We start from the raw sequence: 18,120 nt of genomic DNA, 5'->3' as shown, positions 1-18,120 counted from the left end.
GTCGGGAATGCTCAATCGCCGTGACCGTGCGCTGCTAAGCGTTCACTACAAAAAACGCTTAAATCCGCGCTTATGCCACTGAAGAGGTCTGGCGCTCTGCTTCGTCATCGGCATGGGGGCCGCTGCTTGCGCCGCGTCCGGCCGGCTCCTGATGCAGCCGGTTCGCGTGCATCAGCCGGTACAGCGTCGCGCGCGAAATGCCGAGTTCGGCCGCCGCATCGGACAGCTTGTAGCCGTGCCGCAGCAGCGCGTTCTCGATCGCATCCTTTTCGGCCTTGCTGCGGATTTCCGCCAGCGTGACCGCCGGGCCATTGTCAGCTTCGGGTAGGCCGAGGTCGCTCGCGGTGATGAAGCGGCCCTCGCTCATCACGACCGCGCGGCGCACGCAGTTGATCAGCTCGCGCACGTTGCCGGGCCACGGATAGTTCGACATCGCGACGATCGCGTCGCTCGACAGGCCGCGCAGCTTGCGCGCGCCGTCCTGCTTGTACATGCTGAGCGCGTAATTGGCGAGTAGCTTGATGTCGCCGCCGCGCTCGCGCAATGGCGGCTCGACGAGGCGCAGCACGCACAGCCGGTGATAGAGGTCGGAACGGAAACGCCTGTCTTCGACGGCGCGCTCCAGATCGACGTGGGTGGCCGAGATCACGCGCACGTCGACGCTGATCGGACCGTTGCCGCCAAGCCGCTCGATCGTGCCTTCCTGCAGGAAGCGCAGCAGCACCGCCTGGCATTCGTGCGGCATGTCGCCGATTTCGTCGAGAAACAGCGTGCCTTCATGCGCGCTCTCGATCCGGCCGAGCTTGCGTTGCACCGCGCCGGTAAAAGCGCCGCGCTCGTGGCCGAACAGTTCGGCCTGCAACAGGCTCGGCGGAATCGCCGCGCAATTGATCGCGACGAACGTGCGGCCCGCGCGCGGCGAGCGGTCGTGAATAGCACGAGCGGTCAGCTCCTTGCCGGTGCCCGATTCGCCCGCGATGAACACCGGCGCATCGGTCACGCCGCATTTGTCGATGCGCCGGTAGAGCTGCTGCATCGGCTCGCATTGCCCGACCATGCCGTGGCGGCCGAGCGACGGCTCCGGCACGACGCGCGGCTGACGCAGGCTCGACAGCCCATGCGCGTGGCCGAGCGCGAACACGAGCCGCTCGTTGAGCCACGGCTGCGTGACGAAGTCGAAGCAGTAATCGAGGATGAAACGGCTGACCAGCTCGTTGTCGGCCTGGCCCGGCACGATCTGCGCGACCCAGTTGGTTTCGACGCGGCGCATGCACAGCGCGAGCGCGGACAGCTGCTGTGACGTGCAATCTTCGGGCAACTGAACGAGACCGACCTTGATGTTGCCGCGTTCGATCATGCGTTCCGCTACGGCCGTGCTTTTTGCGTGCACGGCTTGCCATCCCGACGCGGCCAGAAACTCGACGAGTATCTGGTCGGGCGCGTTCGCCACGTACAGAACCGTGCGTTCCATATCGGCCGGCGTGCAAGTCGTAGTCATGGTTCCCCCCGTTCGATCCTCAGGACTGCCGTGCGACGTTGTGAGATTCAGGCGGCCAGTTGCTGCACTCCGGCTGCGACGCATTCACGACAGCAGCAATCACGAACAAGGGACACGCTTCAAGCGCGGCGCGAACCGGAACGCGCTGCATGGCGGACCGATTCATGCAATGGCGGCGACCTTGTCGTTCATTGCTGAAACTGCCCGGCGATTTTTTCCCCGAACCGTGAAAACCACTTGAACCGTGGCTTGCCTCGTTGACCTGATAGAAGCGCTCTGATTGGCGCATGGCCTAACGATAAGCGAAAGCGCCTGAAAGCGCCAGACAAAGAAACATGGATGAAGTATGCGGGTTGGATTTTCGGATTAACACGGATCACTTATGAATAAGCGGTCAAGGCCGGTTATGCGCGCAATCGCACATTGCGTAGCAATTGCCCGGGTATTAAGGCGTGACTAAAACGGACGGAGCGCGAGCAGTCGTGTTTCACAGTTGCGACAGATTGGACAGCGCGAGTCGAATGCGCTTTACCGCGCCGGGTGGGGCGCTTTGCCAACCGGAAGGAGCGGCGAAGCCGCGTGTGGCCGGCCCCGCGGCCAGTCAGCAGGCTGGCGAGACGGAAGCGGGAGGCGCGCTTTGCGGCCAGCGCGCGGCGAATTGGCGTGTCAGAAACGAATCAATGCGCGCCACGCCAAAAATCGGGCCGGTTCGCACTGCGTCAAAAGCAAACCGATTTCTCGCCAGAGTGAAGCTTTGGCGGGTGCCTTACAAATTCGAATGCGTGTTGGCATAACCATTGCAATAAGGTCTGCACAGAAAAATGTTTTGCCGCCAGGTCGACGGTACGGGGAAAACCGGATTAAAAAAGACCGGCGGTAAAAAAGTCACTCGCAGACATGGTCGGGGAAGCCATCAGGCGTTTGCGGGAGCGCGGCGGGGCCTTCTAAATACGTTAGCAAACGGGTGAGTGGCGGACCGGTTTGGCGGCCATTCAAAACCGGACGAAAAAGGGCAACGACTTCGCCGTTTTTCCTTTTCGACTTTTTGTCCTCACGACGCGAAAAGGGTGGCGATAACGACAGGCAACGCGCTGGCAACGTTCGCGAGCGACGCGCCGCAAAGGGAAGGGGCAGCGCCGGATCAGGATCGGCCGGCGCGATGAAGCGGGGAGAGACGCTAGTCTCCACAGAGAGACGAATGTACGAGGTGAACCAGGGGCCGTGTCCGTGGGTTGGCACGGACACGGCGACCTGGCCCAACGGCCGGGGCGCTGAGACCAGACGGCGTGACCTGGCGCAAATCTGCTCGACATCGGGGGCTGACATGAAACCACAACTGATTCGCAGGCCGGCCGCTTCGGGAGGAACCAGAAGCACTTACCGGCGGTATGTCGCGGCATCGCGCGCGCGCTTTTTCGCGCAGGCGGCGGGCTCGTCGGTCGATCTGCTGACGCTCGTCGTCGCCGAGGCGCTCGAGCGCCGAGCGCAAGCCGAGATCCGCCGCGACCTGCTGCGCGACGCGCTGTACGCCATGCCGGTGCGCGCTGAACGCAGCGCGGCGCAGCGGCGCGACGACGATGAAACCGACGTCTGACGCTTGCCGCTCGTCGGCTCGCAGCGACCGCGCAGGAATTCGATAACACCGTTTGCCGGCTCATGGTTTTCACGGGGGAGCGTCGCGGTAAGGAACTCGCGCCGAAGCCTGCGTCGTCAATCGTGAACAGACGAGTGGAATAAAAGCCCGCGCATGACGCGCCAAGCGCCGCAGAGCTGCCATGATCGACATCTTCCTGATTGCCGCGAGCATCGAAAACGCGCAGCGAATCGTCGTGCGGCTCGAAGAGAGCGGCGTGCGTTACCGGCTGCGCACCGCGTTCGGCCCGGCCCGGCAACTGCCGATGCACGCGCGCGTGGTCCGCGGCGCCGACCTGCTGATCGTCGACGACGCCAATCTGAGCGTCCGCGGATTAGACGGCATCGAGGAAACGCTCGCCTGCGCGCCGACGCTCCATTGCATGCTGGTGACGCCGGCGCCGTCCACCGCGCTGATCGGCGCGGCGCTGCGCGTCGGCGTGCGGCAGGTGCTGTCGTGGCCGCTCGATCGTCAGGCCGTCGTCGATGCGTTTGCGCAGATCGAAGCGCGGCGCCGCGAGCCCGAACGCCGCCACGCGCGCGTGGTCACCCTGGCGTCGAGCAAGGGCGGTAGCGGCACCACGCTGATCGCGGTCAACCTCGCGTGCGCGCTCGCCGCGCGGCGTGAGCGGCGCGTGCTGCTGATCGACCTGAGCCAGCAATTCGCCGACGCGAGCCTGCTGATGGCGAATCGCCCCCCGCCCATGACGCTCGTCGATCTGTGCTCGCGCAACGAGCAACTCGACCCGGCGCTGTTCGACGCGTGCGCGATGCACGTGTGCCCGAACCTGGATCTGCTCGCCGGCGCCGGCGATCCGTTGAAGGCCGCCGAACTGCTGCCCGCTCAGCTGGACCGGATTCTGACGCTGGTGCGCGAGCGCTACGACGCGGTGCTGATCGACGTCGGCCCGAGCCTGAATCCGTCGACGATCCGCGCGCTCGCGCATAGCGACGCGATCTGCATGGTGGTGCGGCAGAACCCGCTGTACCTGCATGGCGCGCGCCGCATGCTCGATATCTTTCGCGAACTGGGGCATCCGTCCAGCAAGGTGCGGGTCGTCGTCAACCAGTACGACAAGGACGCGCAGATCAATCTGCCGATGCTCGAACGCACGCTCGGCGCGAGGGTCGCGCATCAACTGCCGCGCGACGATCAGCACGTCAACGATGCGCTCAGCCGCGGCGTGCCGCTCGTCGCGTGCGCGCGCGACAGCGGGCTCGCGCAAGGTATCGTGCTGCTCGCGAACATGCTGTGGCCCGCGGGTGCGGAGCGCCGCAGGAGCATGCTCGGCAGGTTGCTCGCGACGTGGCCGAATCTGCCGCCGCAATTGAAGCCGGGGGGCTAGGACGACGTCTACTCGCTGCTCTAGCCCGGTCTTCTACTGGTGAACCTCGAGATCGGAACATGATCGTCTGCGGCTGCAGTTGGCGCTGCGGGCCAGACTCATCCTGCGCGAAGAGAAGCTACAGTCCGACGACGAGCGCTATCGCACATACCGTAGTAAGGTGAGGTACAGGGTCATCCCCGGCATAGTCTGTAGGGGTAGAGCCGCGGCCGCAGAGTTTCGAAAGCGTCGGGCAGGCTCGCGCCGTCCGGTCACTCCAGCGAGAAAATCACGTGAGCGCAGCACCGTCCATGCAAAACGCGCAGGGTTTCAGCGACCTCGCGTCGATCCTGTCCAATCCGATTCTGAATACGGATTCGTACAAGGCATCGCACTATCTGCAATATCCGCCCGACGCGACGGCGATGTTCTCGTACATCGAATCGCGCGGCGGACGTTACGGCCGCACGCTGTTCTTCGGCTTGCAGATGCTGCTGAAGGAGTATCTGTGCCGGCCGGTTACCGGCGCGATGATCGACCAGGCGCGGACCTTTTTCAGCGCGCACGGCGAGCCGTTCAACGAGGCGGGCTGGCGCTACGTCGTGCAGCGATACGGCGGCCATCTGCCGGTGCGGATTCGCGCGGCGCCCGAAGGCTCGGTCGTGCCCACGCACAACGTGCTCGTCACCGTCGAATGCGACGATCCGCAGGTGTTCTGGCTCACGTCGTATCTGGAGACGATGCTGATGCGGGTGTGGTATCCGATCACGGTCGCGACGCAAAGCTGGCATCTGCGCCAGACGATCCGCGCGTATCTGCTGAAAAGCAGCGACGATCTCTCGCAGCTACCGTTCAAGCTGCATGATTTCGGCGCGCGCGGCGTGTCGAGCGCGGAGTCGGCGGCGATCGGCGGCGCGGCACATCTCGTCAGCTTCATGGGCTCGGATACGGTGCTCGGCGTGGTTGCGGCGAATCACTACTACCGCGACCGCATGGCCGCGTTCTCGGTGCCGGCGGCAGAGCACAGTACGATCACGTCGTGGGGCCGCGAGCGCGAAGTCGACGCGTATCGCAACATGATCGCCCGCTTCGGCAAGCCGGGCGCGATCGTTTCGGTGGTGTCCGACTCTTACGACCTGTTCGCCGCGCTCAACGCATGGGGCGGCGAGCTGAAGCAGGCCGTGCTCGATTCCGGCGGCATGCTCGTGATTCGCCCGGACTCCGGCGATCCGTGCACGATCGTCCTGCACACGCTGCGCTCGCTGGAGGCTTCGTTCGGGTCGCAGACCAACAGCAAGGGGCGGCGCGTGCTCGACCATGTGCGCGTGATTCAGGGTGACGGCGTGAACCCGGATTCGATCGTCGCGATCCTCGCCGCGATGGACGAGGCCGGCTTCGCCACCGACAACATCGTGTTCGGCATGGGCGGTGCGCTGTTGCAGCAGATCAACCGCGATACGCAGCGCTTCGCGATGAAGTGCTCGGCGATCCGGCTAGGCGACACGTGGCACGATGTGTCGAAGGATCCAGTCACGGATCACGGCAAGCGCTCGATGAAAGGCCGGCTCACCTTGCTGCGCCATCGCCGCACCGGCGAGTACCGGACGGTCACGTTGCCGATCGCGTGGGAAGAGAGCACGGTGGAGGGCGAGTGGGACGAAGCGCTCGAGACGGTGTTCGATGCGGGCCGCTTGCTGGTCGATACGTCGCTGGCCGAGATTCGAGGCCGCGCCTATGCGGACGAAGGTTGATCCAGCTTTCTGACGCATCGGCATGGTCACGAGCGGGTGGGTCATCAGCGCCCAGTGCTGCATGAAGGGCAGACCTACCGCAATATCCGACCGGACGCCGACCCCGATCAACGTAGCGACGCTGCCGTCAGCGTGAATGTTTACCATCGCGCGCGAAGCGCAGGAACGCCTTGACGGCGGGCGCTCGCTCGTGCCGACGAAACGCGAGCGCGATTTCGGACGCAATCGGCTGACCGGCGATGTCACGGTAGACGACGCCCGGCAGCGCAATGCAATCGGCGAGCGTATGCGGCACGGCCGACACGTAACCGCCGAGCGACACGCAGGCGAGCACGGCCGCGAGCGTACCCGGACGCGGCCCGAGCCGAGGTGAGAAGCGCCCGCGCCGCGCGACTTCGAAGGTGCCTGACTCCTGTTCGGGCAGCACGAAACACTGGTCGCGCAGTTGCGAGGGTCGCACGCAGGCCGAGTCCGCGAGTGGCGAATCGGCTGGCAGCGCGAGCACGAAGCGGTCGCGATGCACAGTCGTGGCCTAAATGCCGGTTGCGAGCGGCATCGGCGGACGCACGTAGGCCGCGTCGAGCAGTCCGTTGCCGAGCATCACGGCGACCGCGTCCATCGGCACCTCGCGGATCGATACCTCGACGCCCGCATGCGTGCCACGAAAGCCGCCGACCGCCTTCTGCAACACGCCCGCGTACGCGGCCGACGCCACATAGCCGATCTCGATGCGTCCCACCTCGCCGCGTCCGGCGAGCAACGCGCGCTGCGCGGCACACGCGAAATGCAGCTTCGCCACGGGTTTTGCGGCGGCGCTGGGGGTAGCGGCGCTCGTCGCGGCGTCGGTGGCGGCGGTGGTGTGGAAGCTCGCCGGGCGGGCGGAGGTGGTGCGCTTCAAGGGAGCGATATCGGAAGGGTAAAAGCCGTCGTCGGCTCGCGCCGGCCCCCCTTTCACGCCGTTTTCCGATATCGTGTGCGCCATCCCCGCCGCCTACCGCGCGCGGGCTGTTTTTCCGGTGCGCGGCGCGACGCTGCGCGTGCATGACGCGCTCCCGCAATACACCATACGACATCAATGAGCCATCCCAACACCGAGCTGATCGAACGTTTCTACACCGCCTTCCAGCAACGCGACGCCGAGACCATGGTCGCCTGTTATGCCGACGACGTCGTCTTCAGCGACCCCGCTTTCGGCGAGCTGGTCGGCGACGAAGCGCGCGACATGTGGCGCATGCTCGTCAAGCATGCGCAAGACTTCACGCTGAGCTTCAGCGACATCGAGGCGGACGACCATACCGGCCGCGCGCAGTGGGTGGCGCGCTACCGTTTCGTCCAGACGGGGCGCGACGTCGTGAACCGGATCGAGGCGCGTTTCGTGTTCCGCGATGGGCTCATCGTCGAGCATCGCGACCGCTTCGATCTGTGGCTGTGGATGCGCCAGGCGATGGGCGTGCGCGGCACGCTGTTCGGCTGGTCGCCGTTCGTGCAGCGGATGCTCCGGCAGCAGGCGCGCCGAGGGCTGCTGCACTATCGCGGGCAGTTGACGCACGACTAGGCGCGTGCGGGCGGCGCGGTGTATTTCCGCGACATGAACGGCCAGCGCCAGCTCGATCCGTCGACTCTGCACGGCGGCGCGCCGGTGCTTGCCGGCGATAAGTGGATCATGACGAAGTGGATGCGCGAGCGCGCGTACGGCTGAGGCTGGGTCACATCAGTGGGAGGCGTGCCGAGGCGGGGCCTATTCGGCCGCTTTGTAAACATCCGGTCGATGCAGCTCCATATACCGCTCGGGGTTCTCGAGCGACGTGAACCCATGCGGCGCATAGACGTGATGCGCGTCGGTCGTGACCAACATGATTCTGCGCAGCGTGACGAGCGAAGGGCTCGCAAAGATATGTTTCATCAACGCCGACGCATAGCCCTGGCCGCGATACGCGGGCAGCACGAACACGTCGCATAGGTAGGCGAAGGTCGCCTCGTCGGTGACGAGGCGCGCGAACACCATCTGCTTGCCGTCGACAAACCCGCCGAAGCAGAGCGACCCGGCGACGGCGCGCTTGAAGGTCGCGCGTGGCATGCCTCGCGCCCACGGCGTTTCCTGCGACAGGAATGTGTAGACGAAGTCGAGGTCGAGATCGTCGATGCGGCTGGAAATCGTCAGTTCGCCTGCTTGCACGGCACGTCTCCTTTTGATCGCGCTGCGCTTGCGCGTCCCCTAGCTCTTCGCCGGAGTTTCACCGCCGCGCGAACCCCCACCGATACTCTGCCCAGCATTGCGGGCGAGCCCCATATATCCAAGCACGGACAGCAGCGTCAGCACGCCCGCGAACAGGAACGCGAGGCGGAAATCGTCGAGCGTGAACACGTGGCCGGTCGTCTCGCCGTTGAACAGCGCCGCGACGCGCAGCGACACCGCGCCGAACGCGATGCCGAGACCGATCGTCATCTGCGCCGCCGCGCTCCACAGCGTACTCGCCGCGCTCATCTGCGGCTGCGGGATGTCGGCATAGGCGAGCGTCGCGAGCGTCGAGAACTGCATCGAGCGCGCGACGCCGTACACGAACACGACGATCAGCACGAACACGAGCGGCGCGTCCGGCGTCAGCAGTCCGCACGCGATGATGAAAATGCCGGCCACCGCCACATCGACGATCGACACCATCCGGAATCCATAGCGCTGCAGGATGCGCGTGGTCAGCGCCTTCATGCCGAGATTGCCGAGCGCGCTCGCGAGCAGCAGCAGCCCCGAGCGGAACGCCGACAGCCCGAAACCGACCTGGAACAGCAGCGGCATCAGATAGGGCACCGCGCCAATGCCAATGCGCGTGAACGAACCGGTAATGACCGTCACGGAAAACGTCGGCACCTTCAGCGTCGATACGTCGACGAGCGGATACGGATGACGCTTCGCATGCTGGAACGCGAGCGCGCCGACCAGCAGGCCGCCCGCCACGATCGAGACCGCGAGCCACGGATTGGTGGCCGGCTGGCTCGCGAGTTCCGCGCCGTACAGAATCGCGGTCAGCGCGACGCCGCTCAGCAGCAGGCCGACGACGTCGAGCGGCTTGCGTTCGGTGCCGCGCAGGTTCGGCACGATGGCGAGCGCGACGGCAATCGCCGCGAGGCCGAACGGCACGTTCAGCAGGAAGATCCAGCGCCACGATGCGTAGGTCGTGATGAAGCCGCCGATCGGCGGGCCGACCACCGGCGCCGCGATGGCCGGCCATGTGATCGTCGAGATCGCCTGCATCATGCGAGCTTTCTCGGTGCTGCGGACCACGATGAGACGGCCGACCGGCACCATCATCGCGCCGCCGATGCCTTGCAGCAGCCGCGCGGCCGTGAACTCGGGCACGTTCTGCGACAGTCCGCACAGCACCGACGCGACCGTGAACACGCCGATCGCGCTGACGAACACGGTGCGCGCGCCGCAGCGGTCGGCGACCCAGCCGCTCGCCGGGATGAAGATCGCGAGCGCGAGCATGTAGGCGGTCATGCCGAGACTCAGGCTGTTCGGGCCGACGCCGAACGAACGCGCCATCTGCGGCAGCGCGGTGGCGATCACCGTGGTGTCGAGGTACTCCATGAAGAAGGTAGCCGCGACGATGTACGGCAGCCAGCCGACGTGCGCGGTGCGGGTGCCGCTCATCGGGCGAGCTCCCGTGCTGCGCGCGTGCGCGCTGAAAGACAATTGACGAGCCCGCGCGGGGCGCGTGAAGAGTTTGACTTCATGGTGCTTGCGACTACCTTTCGTTTGCGTTTTTGTGCTTCTGCCGGCAGCCGGGAGAGCGGCCCCGCGGACGAGGCCGGCGCCGCGAACATCAGCGTGCCCGATTGCCAGCCCTGAATCCTAACGCAATAAAGGGTTCCACATCGCGCAGGCATGCAGCGCGTCGCACCGCCGCGCCGCCGCCCGAGCGTCAGTCCTTCCCCGCGTACTCCTTGTCCAGCCGGTCATACAGCGGCTTGTTGACGAGCCGCTGGCGCTCGCTGAACGGCGCGACGATCGTCGCGTCCTCGTCGAGGCGGCCGTTGCTTTGCAGCGTGCCGAGCGCGCGCTGCATGCCGAGCACCGCGCCCTGCAGCGCCGCATTCGCGTACAGCACGATGCCGTAGCCGAGCTTCGCGAGCGCGTCGCGCGACTGCACCGGCGTCTTGCCGCCGATCACGATGTTGATCAGTTGCGGCACATTGAACAGCCCCGGCAGACGCTCGATGTCGGCGAGCGATTCGGTCGCCTCGATGAACAGGATGTCGGCGCCCGCCTCGATGAAGCGATGACCGCGCTCGATCGCGTCCTCGATGCCGTGGACCGCGGCCGCGTCGGTGCGCGCCATGATCTGCAGGTTCGCGTCTTCGCGCGCGTCGACAGCCGCGCGGATCTTGCCGACCATCTCGCTCGCCGCGACGACTTCCTTGCCCGAGAAGTGGCCGCATTTTTTCGGCATCACCTGATCTTCGAACTGGATCACGTCGGCACCGCTGCGCTCCAGCACGCGCACGGTCTGGCGCACGTTCAGCGCGTTGCCGAAGCCGGTGTCGGCATCGACGATCAGCGGCAGCGCGACCGCGTCGCGGATGCGCGCGGTGTGCTCTGCGACTTCGGCAAGGCCGATGAAGCCCAGGTCGGGTAGACCGAGCGACATGTTGGTGACGCCCGCGCCGGTGATGTAGACCGCCTCGAAGCCGGCGTCCTCGATCACGCGCGCGCTCATCGCGTTGAACGCGCCGGGCACGAGCAGGCCCTGACGCTGATTGACCTTGGCGCGGAACGCGGCGCGGCGGGTGGCGGAAGTGGTGGTCATGATGCAGGTCTCCAGAAGGGAAATCGGTAAGGGAACGCGGCCGACATTCTGCAGGAAGCGTGCCATTGAACGGCAGTTCGCCGGTCGTGCCGCTGGAACAAGGGTTTGCGCGATATGAACTCCTGCCTGGACGTTCATGGCACAATCGGTGAAACGTTTCATGAAACGTTTCGAGGAACGTTTCAATCAAGGAGAGCCGCGTGTCCACGTTCACCCCATTTGTCGCCAATCCTGGCCCCGCCGTCGATACCGGGCGGCCCGGTGTCGCACTCGTCAGTATCAGCCGACTGCAGTCGCTTTGCGAGGCGGTGGCGCCGCGCTACGCGGGCCGGGCGAAGTTCTTCACGGTGCGGGAGGGCTACGGCGCGGCCGTCGCCGCGTTGCAGGCTTACGTGGACGCAGGTTCGGTCGACGTCGTACTGTCCGCCGGCTCGAACGGCGCGTACCTGCGCGAGAACCTCAGCGTGCCGGTGGTAATGGTCAAGGTGAATGGCTTCGACGTGCTGAGCGCGATCACGCGCGCGACCGCCACATGGCCGCAGGCGCGCATCGGGCTCGTGCTGCACGAAGCAATCGCGCAGGAATTGGCCGACCTGAGCCCGCTCTTGAACGTCGATCTGCGGCAGCGCGCGTATCGGTCGATCGACGAAGTGCGGCTCGCAGTCGATGAACTCGCCGCGCAGGGCTGCCACGTGGTGGTCGGCGCTGGCATGGCCTGCGATCTGGCGCAGCAGGCCGGCATGGAAAGCGTGTTCCTGTATTCGCTTGCCGCGGTCGAGGAAGCGTTCGAGCGCTCGGTCGAACTGGCGCGGGTGAGCCGCCAGAAGGAATCGAAGCGGGTGCGCCTGAACACGATCGTCGCGCATCTGCGCGACGGCGTCGCCGCGTTCGACGAAGCAGCCCAGCTCGAAGCCGTCAACCCGGCAATGCTCGAACTGCTCGGTCTAGGCGCCGCGCAGGCGGTCCCAAACGACGACGAGGACACCCCCGCACGAGTCGCGCGCGCGCTCGCGCCGCTGCTGCGCGAGACGCGCGCCGCCGACCAGCCGGTCGACGAACGCATCGAACAGATCGGCGGCCGCGCACTGATCGTCGGCTGTGTGCCGATCGTCGAGCAGGGCGCGCGCGCCGGTTTCGTCGTGACGGCGCAGGACGCGCTCGTTGCGCAGCGGATCGACCGTTCGCTGCGCACCAGCCAGCGGCCGAGGCATCTGGTCGCGCGGCACCGGCTCGACGATCTGATCGGCGCGTCGGCGGCGCTCGAGCGCGTGCGCCGGCTCGCGCGCGCCGGCGCCGCTCACGACGCGACCGTGCTCCTGAGCGGCGAAAGCGGCACCGGCAAGGAACTGGTCGCACAGGGCATCCACAACGCGAGCCGGCGGCGCGGCAATCCGTTCGTCGCGTTCAACTGCGCGGCGGTGCCCGAGGGGCTGATCGAAAGCGAACTGTTCGGACACGAGGAAGGGGCGTTCACGGGTGCGCGGCGCGGCGGCAAGCCGGGGTTGTTTGAAATCGCGCACACCGGCACTATTTTTCTCGATGAGATCGGCGAAATGCCGGCCGCGCTGCAAAGCCGGCTATTGCGCGTGCTGCAGGAGCGCGAGGTGATGAAGCTCGGCGCGGGCCGCGCGACGCCGGTCGACGTGAGGGTAATCGCCGCGACGCACCGCGATCTGCACGCGCTCGTCGAGGAGGGCGCGTTTCGCGCGGACCTGTATTTCAGATTAAATCTGCTTCAGATAAAATTGCCGCCGCTGCGCGAACGCCGTGCCGACATCGCGCCGCTGGCGCGGCATCTGCTGGAGCGCAGCGCGCTGCAGTACGGCTTGTCGGCGGCGGGGCTCGAGCGGGTGCTCGTGTTTCTCGCCCCGCTTTTTGCGGATTACGCGTGGCCCGGTAACGTCCGTGAACTGGAAAATCTCCTGGCCCGCGCGGCGATTTATATCGGTGAGCCAACCAACGAGATGTCCGGGAACTTGATTGCCGACGCCTTGCCAGACCGGCAGGCCGTGTTTCCCGAGTTCTTCCGGATCAGCGCGGTCGAGGTCGAGCAGATCACCCAGGCGCCTCCGGGCCCTGCGCCCGGCAGTACGGCGCCCCGCGCTACCCCCAGCCGTGAGGCTGCGCTGCGCGCTCTCGAACAATCGGGCGGCAATCGCGCCGCCGCGAGCCGAGCGCTCGGCATCGGCAGAACCACGCTGTGGCGGCTTCTGAAGGGCTGAAACGCCCGGCAAATAGTCCGATAGTTTCGACTGAGGAAATGAATAGCGCGAGACTATCGAACTCATTAACACAATCCGCTTTACCTATTAAGCGCAGTCTGACATACTGGCTCTACTTTCCAACCCCCTCAAAGAGAGGATTTAGCAAATGCCGATCATCAACAGTCAAGTCAAACCGTTCAAAGCACAGGCTTTTCACAACGGCGATTTCCAGACCGTCACTGAAGAAAGCCTGAAGGGCAAGTGGTCGGTTTTCGTGTTCTACCCGGCCGACTTCACGTTCGTGTGCCCGACCGAACTCGGTGACCTGGCCGATCGTTATGAAGATTTCAAGAAGCTGGGCGTGGAAATCTACAGCGTGTCGACCGATACGCACTTCACGCACAAGGCCTGGCACGACACGTCGGATACGATCCGCAAGATCAAGTACCCGATGCTGGCTGACCCGACGCTCGCTATCTCGCGCAACTTCGACGTGCTGATCGAAGAAGAAGGCCTCGCGCTGCGTGGCACGTTCGTGATCAACCCGGAAGGCGAGATCAAGCTGTGCGAAATCCACGACAACGGCATCGGCCGTGACGCTGGCGAACTGCTGCGCAAGGTTCAGGCCGCTCAGTACATCGCCAAGCACCCGGGCGAAGTGTGCCCTGCCAAGTGGACGCCGGGCGCGCAAACGCTGACCCCGTCGCTCGACCTGATCGGCAAGATCTAAGGTCCGCGCAGCTCACGCTGCACCCCGCAGTCTGCATCTGCCGGGATCTTCCCGGCGCTTCACCGCGCGAATCGCCTGATACGGCGCTTCGCGCGTCCCCGGGCCCAACACGTCCTATCCGGATGCGTGCGGCGCCGGGACACCCACACCCCTCGTCACGGAATCGCAACGCCATGCTCGACGTCAATCTCAAGACTCAACTGAAGTCGTACCTCGAAAAAGTTAGCAGGCCTATCGAGCTCGTCGCGTCGATCGATGACAGCGCGAAGTCCCAGGAGCTGCTGGCCCTGCTGAACGACATCGCGACCTTGTCGGAGCGCGTCACGGTGATCGAGCGTCGCGGCGACGACGAACGCAAGCCGTCGTTCTCGATTGGCGAAGCGGGCAAGGAAACCGGCATCCGTTTCGCCGGCATTCCGATGGGGCATGAATTCACGTCGCTCGTCCTCGCACTGCTGCAGGTCGGCGGCCATCCGGTCAAACTCGACGATGCGGTGATCGAACAGATCCGCAGCCTCGACGGCGACTATCAATTCGAAACGTATTTCTCGCTGTCGTGCCAGAACTGTCCGGAAGTCGTGCAGGCGCTGAACGTGATGGCGTTGATCAATCCGCGCATCCGTCACGTCGCGATCGACGGCGCGCTGTTCCAGAACGAAGTCGACGCGCGCCAGATCATGGCGGTACCGACGATGTTCCTGAACGGCGAAACCTTCGGCCAGGGCCGCAGCGGCGTGAAGGAAATCCTCGCGAAGCTCGATACCAACGCCGGTGCGCGCGCCGCGAAGCAACTGGAGAACAAGCCGGTGTTCGACACGCTGATCGTCGGCGGCGGCCCGGCGGGCGCGGCGGCGGCGATCTACTCGGCGCGCAAGGGCATTGCGACCGGTGTCGTGGCCGAGCGTTTCGGTGGCCAGGTGCTCGACACGCTGGCGATCGAGAACTTCGTCTCCGTGACCGAAACCGAAGGACCGAAGTTCGCGACCGCGCTCGAACAGCACGTGAAGACCTATGACGTCGACATCATGGACGTGCAACGCGCCGAAGCGCTGATTCCGGGGCGCATCATCGAAGTACGTCTGGCCAACGGCGCGGTGCTGAAGGCGAAGACGATCATCCTCGCGACCGGTGCGCGCTGGCGCGAAATCAACGTGCCGGGCGAGCGCGAGTATCGCAATCATGGCGTCGCGTACTGCCCGCACTGCGATGGCCCCTTGTTCAAGGGCAAGCGCGTCGCGGTGATCGGCGGCGGCAACTCGGGCGTCGAGGCCGCGATCGACCTCGCGGGTCTCGTGCGCGAAGTGACGCTGCTCGAATTCGGTGCGACGCTGCGTGCCGACGAGGTGCTGCAACGCAAGCTGCGCAGCCTGCCGAACGTGACGGTCGTCACGCAGGCGCAGACCACGGAAATCACCGGCGACGGCAAGAAGGTCAACGGTCTGGTCTACAAGGACCTCGCTTCGGGCGAAGTGAAGACGGTCGAACTCGAAGGCGTGTTCGTGCAGATCGGTCTCGTGCCGAACACCGAATGGCTGAAGGGCACGGTCGAGCTGTCGAAGCATGGCGAGATCGTCGTCGATGCGCGCGGCGCGACGTCGGTGCCGGGCGTGTTCGCCGCCGGCGACGTGACCACGGTGCCGTTCAAGCAGATCGTGATCGCGGTGGGCGAGGGTGCGAAGGCATCGCTGTCCGCATTCGATCACCTGATCCGCAACAGCGAAGAAGTCGCGGCGGTCAGCGAAGCGGAAGCGGAAGCCGAAGCAGCGGTTTGATTCGGTAGCTCAGAGAGGCAAACGGCGGCCCGCGGGCCGCCGTTTCAGTTTGCGCATGCAACAAAGGCCCGCATTCGTGCGGGCCTTTGTCGTTAAAGCACGGGAATCGGTATCACCGCCGGTCGAACGAATACTTGCCGGGGCCGGTCACGCACAACAGCAGCAACCCGCCGATGATGCCGATGTTCTTGTAGAAATGAATCATATTGTCGTACTGCATCGCGCCGGTCATGTTCCAGTAGTGATGGCCGATGATCGCGGTGCCGAGCGTATACACCGCAAGCAGCAGCGCCAGCGGTCGCGTGAAAAATCCCACTAACAGCGCGACGCCCACCACAAGCTCCATCACCACCGCGATAACAGCCGACAACTCCGGCACGGGCGCGCCGGTCGACGTCATATAAGCGACGGTGCCGGCAAAGCCGGTCAGCTTCGACCAGCCGAACATCACGAACAGCACCATCAGCAGGATTCGAGCGACGAGAACGACGAAGTCTTTCTGGTTTTCAAACAGTGTGTAGCGCATGATTTTTCCCGATAGGGTCGAGCGATGAAGCTCGCTGGAAATCGTCGTCCAGCGAGCCGCGTTCAGGTTTGAGTCAATAGCGGCGCAAGCGGAGCGCTTATGCCCACAACGCCGAGGTTTCGATATTACGCAGGTCGAACACGAGCACTTCCGCATCGCGGCCCTGCGTGAACGTCAGCGCTTCTTCACCCCGCACCCGCGCGCCGTCACCCTCGCCAAGCTCGACGCCATTCACCGTGACGCTGCCGCGCGCCACCTGAACATATGCATAGCGGTCCTTCGCGAGTTCGAGCCGCGCGGTTTCCTCGCCGTCGAACAGACCGGCATACACGCGCGCATCCTGTTGCAACTGCAGCGAACCGTTCGCACCGTCCGGCGACAGCACGAGCCGCAGCACACCGCGCTTGTCGGCCGCGCCGAAGTGCAGTTGCTGATAGCGCGGCTTCGTGCCTTGCTGGGCCGGCGCGATCCAGATCTGCAGAAAGTGCACCGGCTCGCTCTTCGAATGGTTGTATTCGCTGTGCGCCACACCGGTGCCCGCGCTCATCAACTGGATGTCGCCCGGCACGATCACCGAGCCCGTGCCCATCGTGTCCTTGTGTTCGAGCGCGCCTTCGAGCACGTACGAAAGGATCTCCATGTCGCGATGCGGATGCTTGCCGAAGCCCTGCGCCGGCGCCACACGGTCGTCGTTGATCACGAGCAGGTCGGAGAAGCCGTTCTGCTTCGGATCGTGATAGTTCGCGAACGAAAACGTATGACGCGAACTGAGCCAGCCGTGTTCCGCGCGGCCACGTTGGTTGGCGTGTCTGATTTCGAGCATGCTCTTTCTCCTTGAGTTTTGTCGTGCGATCCGGGCCAGATGTTTGGCTGCGATCCATGAACGACAGTTTAAGTCAATCCGGATGGCTATAATCATGATAAAACCGGAAACACTGTCGCATTGGAGTGGACAATACGATGCAACTCGATGACATGCGCATCTTCGTCGCGACCGTCGACGCCCACAATTTCACCGCCGCGGCGAACCGGCTGTCGCTGTCGAAACAGTTCGTGAGCCGCCGTGTGATGGCGCTCGAGGAAGCACTCGGTGTGCAACTGCTGATCCGCAACACGCGCAAGCTGGCGGTGACCGATCTGGGTCAGGAGTTCTACGAGCGCGCGAAGCGCATCCTCGGCGAGGTCGAGGACGCCGAGCAGGCCATGTCGCTGCGCCGCGCCGGGCCGCGCGGGCTGCTACGCGTGAGCGCGCCGATGTCGTTCGGCATGATGCATCTGTCTCCGCTCGTCGCGGCGTTTCTGCGCGAGCATCGCGACGTGCGCTTCGACATGGAACTGAGCGACCGCGCCGTCGATGTGGTCGGCGAAGGCTTCGATATGGCGATCCGTATCGGCACGCTGGCGGATTCGTCGCTGATCGCGCAAAAGCTGATCGATGTGAAGATGGTGGCGTGCTGCAGCCCCGGTTATCTGCGCCGGCGTGGCAGCCCGGCCGTGCCTGGCGATCTCGCGAACCACGAATGTCTGCTGTACGGCCACGGCGGCGCGGTGAGCTGGGACTTCAGCGTCGAGGGCGTGGTGAAGAGCGTCGAGGTGCGCGGGCCGTTACGCGCCAATAACGGCGATCTGATTCGCGATGCGGCCGTCGCGGGACTTGGAATCGTTCGGCTGCCGGATTTCATCGTCGCCGATGCGCTCGCAAGCGGACAACTCGTGCCCGTGCTCGAAGCGTTCCTGCCGTCGGCGACGGGCGTCTATGCCGTGTATCCGCAGCATCGGCAAAGCTCGGTCACGATCCGGGCATTCGTCGAGTTTCTGCGCAGGCATCTAAGGAAGAAGCTCGCGACCGAACCGCGGACGCCCGTCGGCTAATCCCC

17 protein-coding genes and 1 pseudogene are annotated in these 18,120 nt (G+C 65.0%); 9 read left to right on the top strand and 9 right to left on the bottom strand.

Features of this window, described 5'->3' with window-relative positions; genetic code table 11:
• Positions 1-70 precede the first annotated feature (70 nt).
• Positions 71-1,498: a sigma-54-dependent transcriptional regulator gene (locus F6X37_RS28150; protein ID WP_187613563.1), complete on the bottom strand. Its 1,428-nt coding sequence runs from the start codon at positions 1,496-1,498 to the stop codon at positions 71-73.
• A gap of 19 nt (positions 1,499-1,517) precedes the next feature.
• Entirely contained in the window at positions 1,518-1,787 is a 270-nt protein-coding gene (locus tag F6X37_RS28145) for a hypothetical protein (RefSeq protein WP_143037282.1), read from the bottom strand.
• Positions 1,788-2,822: 1,035 nt separating this feature from the next.
• Between F6X37_RS28145 and F6X37_RS28140 the strand changes: the two genes are divergently transcribed.
• The 3 genes from F6X37_RS28140 to F6X37_RS28130 all read left to right on the top strand — a co-directional run bounded on the left by F6X37_RS28140 (position 2,823) and on the right by F6X37_RS28130 (position 6,206).
• Positions 2,823-3,092, top strand: a complete 270-nt coding sequence (locus F6X37_RS28140; protein WP_184059979.1) for a hypothetical protein — start codon at positions 2,823-2,825, stop codon at positions 3,090-3,092.
• Between the two features lie 181 nt (positions 3,093-3,273).
• A complete protein-coding gene (locus F6X37_RS28135; RefSeq protein WP_187613562.1) occupies positions 3,274-4,476 on the top strand; it encodes a CpaE family protein in 1,203 nt (400 codons plus the stop codon).
• A 290-nt stretch (positions 4,477-4,766) separates the two neighbouring features.
• Complete coding sequence (locus F6X37_RS28130) at positions 4,767-6,206, top strand: nicotinate phosphoribosyltransferase (protein WP_187613561.1); 1,440 nt, start codon at positions 4,767-4,769, stop codon at positions 6,204-6,206.
• Positions 6,207-6,333: 127 nt separating this feature from the next.
• Here F6X37_RS28130 and F6X37_RS38040 read toward each other — a convergent pair whose 3' ends face one another.
• Positions 6,334-6,729: a LysR family substrate-binding domain-containing protein gene (locus F6X37_RS38040; protein WP_410451434.1), complete on the bottom strand. Its 396-nt coding sequence runs from the start codon at positions 6,727-6,729 to the stop codon at positions 6,334-6,336.
• A gap of 9 nt (positions 6,730-6,738) precedes the next feature.
• A complete protein-coding gene (locus F6X37_RS38035) occupies positions 6,739-7,188 on the bottom strand; it encodes a hypothetical protein (protein ID WP_410451433.1) in 450 nt (149 codons plus the stop codon).
• Positions 7,189-7,281: 93 nt separating this feature from the next.
• On the opposite strand from F6X37_RS38035, the gene F6X37_RS28120 reads away from it, so the two are divergent.
• Both F6X37_RS28120 and F6X37_RS28115 read left to right on the top strand, forming a co-directional pair.
• On the top strand, positions 7,282-7,761 hold the full coding sequence (locus F6X37_RS28120) for a nuclear transport factor 2 family protein (protein WP_187613560.1): 480 nt from the start codon (positions 7,282-7,284) through the stop codon (positions 7,759-7,761).
• Positions 7,762-7,905: pseudogene (locus F6X37_RS28115) on the top strand (2-oxoglutarate-dependent dioxygenase); the annotation flags it as partial.
• Between the two features lie 39 nt (positions 7,906-7,944).
• On the opposite strand, the gene F6X37_RS28110 reads toward F6X37_RS28115, so the two are convergent.
• The 3 genes from F6X37_RS28110 to F6X37_RS28100 form a co-directional block, all read right to left on the bottom strand.
• Positions 7,945-8,382, bottom strand: coding sequence for a GNAT family N-acetyltransferase (locus F6X37_RS28110; RefSeq protein WP_187613559.1), 438 nt, complete (start codon positions 8,380-8,382; stop codon positions 7,945-7,947).
• A gap of 39 nt (positions 8,383-8,421) precedes the next feature.
• Complete coding sequence (locus F6X37_RS28105) at positions 8,422-9,855, bottom strand: MFS transporter (RefSeq protein ID WP_187613558.1); 1,434 nt, start codon at positions 9,853-9,855, stop codon at positions 8,422-8,424.
• A gap of 271 nt (positions 9,856-10,126) precedes the next feature.
• Entirely contained in the window at positions 10,127-11,011 is an 885-nt protein-coding gene (locus F6X37_RS28100) for an oxaloacetate decarboxylase (RefSeq protein ID WP_090810512.1), read from the bottom strand.
• A 200-nt stretch (positions 11,012-11,211) separates the two neighbouring features.
• On the opposite strand from F6X37_RS28100, the gene prpR reads away from it, so the two are divergent.
• The 3 genes from prpR (at position 11,212) to ahpF (ending at position 15,717) form a co-directional block, all read left to right on the top strand.
• Positions 11,212-13,233, top strand: a complete 2,022-nt coding sequence (prpR, locus tag F6X37_RS28095) for a propionate catabolism operon regulatory protein PrpR (protein WP_187613557.1) — start codon at positions 11,212-11,214, stop codon at positions 13,231-13,233.
• Positions 13,234-13,381: 148 nt separating this feature from the next.
• Positions 13,382-13,945, top strand: coding sequence for an alkyl hydroperoxide reductase subunit C (gene ahpC, locus F6X37_RS28090; protein ID WP_090809789.1), 564 nt, complete (start codon positions 13,382-13,384; stop codon positions 13,943-13,945).
• A 173-nt stretch (positions 13,946-14,118) separates the two neighbouring features.
• Entirely contained in the window at positions 14,119-15,717 is a 1,599-nt protein-coding gene (gene ahpF, locus F6X37_RS28085) for an alkyl hydroperoxide reductase subunit F (protein ID WP_187613556.1), read from the top strand.
• Positions 15,718-15,829: 112 nt separating this feature from the next.
• Here ahpF and F6X37_RS28080 read toward each other — a convergent pair whose 3' ends face one another.
• Both F6X37_RS28080 and F6X37_RS28075 read right to left on the bottom strand, forming a co-directional pair.
• Positions 15,830-16,243, bottom strand: coding sequence for a DoxX family protein (locus F6X37_RS28080; protein WP_187613555.1), 414 nt, complete (start codon positions 16,241-16,243; stop codon positions 15,830-15,832).
• A 97-nt stretch (positions 16,244-16,340) separates the two neighbouring features.
• Positions 16,341-17,066 carry a pirin family protein gene (locus tag F6X37_RS28075; RefSeq protein ID WP_187613554.1) on the bottom strand — a complete coding sequence of 242 codons (726 nt, stop codon included), beginning with the start codon at positions 17,064-17,066 and terminating at the stop codon, positions 16,341-16,343.
• Between the two features lie 137 nt (positions 17,067-17,203).
• On the opposite strand from F6X37_RS28075, the gene F6X37_RS28070 reads away from it, so the two are divergent.
• A complete protein-coding gene (locus F6X37_RS28070; protein WP_184060001.1) occupies positions 17,204-18,115 on the top strand; it encodes a LysR family transcriptional regulator in 912 nt (303 codons plus the stop codon).
• The last annotated feature ends 5 nt before the right edge of the window (positions 18,116-18,120 follow it).

Origin of the sequence: Paraburkholderia sp. 31.1, assembly GCF_014397645.1 — a bacterium.
GTDB classification, from domain to species: domain Bacteria; phylum Pseudomonadota; class Gammaproteobacteria; order Burkholderiales; family Burkholderiaceae; genus Paraburkholderia; species Paraburkholderia tuberum.
This window is presented reverse-complemented; position numbering and strand designations above follow the sequence as displayed.